The 1,544-nt window shown below is 31.7% G+C and carries 2 protein-coding genes; both read right to left on the bottom strand.

What is annotated here, in order from left to right:
* Positions 1-56: 56 nt before the first annotated feature.
* Positions 57-479, bottom strand: a complete 423-nt coding sequence (locus ACOI1C_RS22490; RefSeq protein ID WP_422512865.1) for a hypothetical protein — start codon at positions 477-479, stop codon at positions 57-59.
* A gap of 11 nt (positions 480-490) precedes the next feature.
* Positions 491-1,411: a hypothetical protein gene (locus tag ACOI1C_RS22485; protein WP_422512864.1), complete on the bottom strand. Its 921-nt coding sequence runs from the start codon at positions 1,409-1,411 to the stop codon at positions 491-493.
* Positions 1,412-1,544 lie beyond the last annotated feature (133 nt).

Genomic DNA, 1,544 nt, shown 5'->3' with positions numbered 1-1,544 from the left:
GAATTTGTTATGACGTGATTTACAACTTATTTATAAAAATAGTAGAATATGTACTATTAATTATAGTAATGCTCAAGCCACTGACCATCGGCACCAACTTTAATAAATTCAATAGATAATTCATTAAAAAGATCTTCAAGATATTTTCCATCCTCAAGATATTTGGAAATTAACTCAGTAACTTCCATGCTCGTATATATAACTGAAATATAGTCACAAAGTTCATATGTTTCACTTAAGAGAGCATCTGAGGACTCATTCGATACAAAAACCGATGCCCTCGAAGGTGGTATGGAAATTAAAGGGAATTTAATTTCTCCGATTTTGGTCAATTCCATTTTAAATTTTTCATAAAAATCTGTCTCATTAATTGAAACGTAAAGAAAGGTATTAATTTTGTTTCCTTTTTGTTCTTTTAGTAGTGAAAGAAATTCTTCACTAGAATTAGAAGCTATATTATATTTCTTCACCTTATTCATTGCATTCTCCTTTAATAATAAATTCGATAATGCTTTTTTAAATTAGTTCCTATGTGATAATGTAGTTCACTACCATTAGATTTATAACTACCTTCTGTATATGGATGATAATCTAAAGCAAAGATAGTTTTATCTTTTTTTGTACTTCTTTTATCAATAACAGCAATCAACCTTGACTTACTAGAAAACAATCTCAAATCATATCTTTTTACATCCTTTAAAGCTTGATTTACATATGGACGAGAAATAGTTAAAGCCTTCTGCGCTGCTTTCTTTCCTACTTTGGCTATTACATGCCTAAGTACTACTGCAAGTACTACAACTACAAATGGAGCTACATTGGGAGATATTTCATAGCTAGAATTATGATAATCCGATAAAGCCTTTTGGTAATCAAAACTATTCTGATATAATTCAGCATTGTCCTGCAAGTATATCTCAAATTGAGAAAATACTTCATCAGAATTGACAATATCCATTAATTCATCTAATGCCATATTTATCTCAGATTCACTGTAAATAGAGGAATTATCAATGTAGTCAGCATAGCCATATTCATTCTCTGGATTGTCTAAAATATATTCATCGAGTTCCCCTAACTTTAATAACTCAAAGAACTGCTCAACATCCTTTTCATATTCTTCGTATGTGGCAAAATCTCCATAGTATTCATCAATTTCATCAACTGGATCTGTTGTACCTGGATCTGGTTCAGTACCTGGATCTAACTCTCCACCAGTACCTGGTGGTTCCGTACACCCTCCTTCACGAGGATCAAGTTCAATTGGTTCGGTACTAAATGTACTTACAGATGATTGTTGATCCTCACAACCAAATCCAATTGCTCCTACATAACTAGTACCTACCATTGCAAATACTACAAATAAAGAGGTTATCATACACAATGTTTTAATAAGGTTAAATTTTTTCATTCATATCTCCTATAAGAGCGTGTTCAAAAAGCCCATAAATTTAAGGGGGAAATAAAAATACACCTTAACGAAAAATGGTAAAATGGGAGTAGTGACAAACCACCAAAAATACCAATTTGCGAGGTGCATTTTC

Source organism: Bacillus sp. DJP31, from assembly GCF_049310945.1.
In the GTDB taxonomy this organism is placed as follows: Bacteria; Bacillota; Bacilli; order Bacillales; family SA4; genus Bacillus_BS.
The sequence above is the reverse complement of the archived record's forward strand: the minus strand, read 5'-3'. Positions and strand labels throughout refer to the sequence as shown.

Excerpts from the sequence above, each read along its gene's own strand:
- ACOI1C_RS22490 (WP_422512865.1), bottom strand. The coding sequence starts at position 479 with ATGAATAAGGTGAAGAAATATAATATAGCTTCTAATTCTAGTGAAGAA.
- ACOI1C_RS22485 (WP_422512864.1), bottom strand. The coding sequence starts at position 1,411 with ATGAAAAAATTTAACCTTATTAAAACATTGTGTATGATAACCTCTTTA.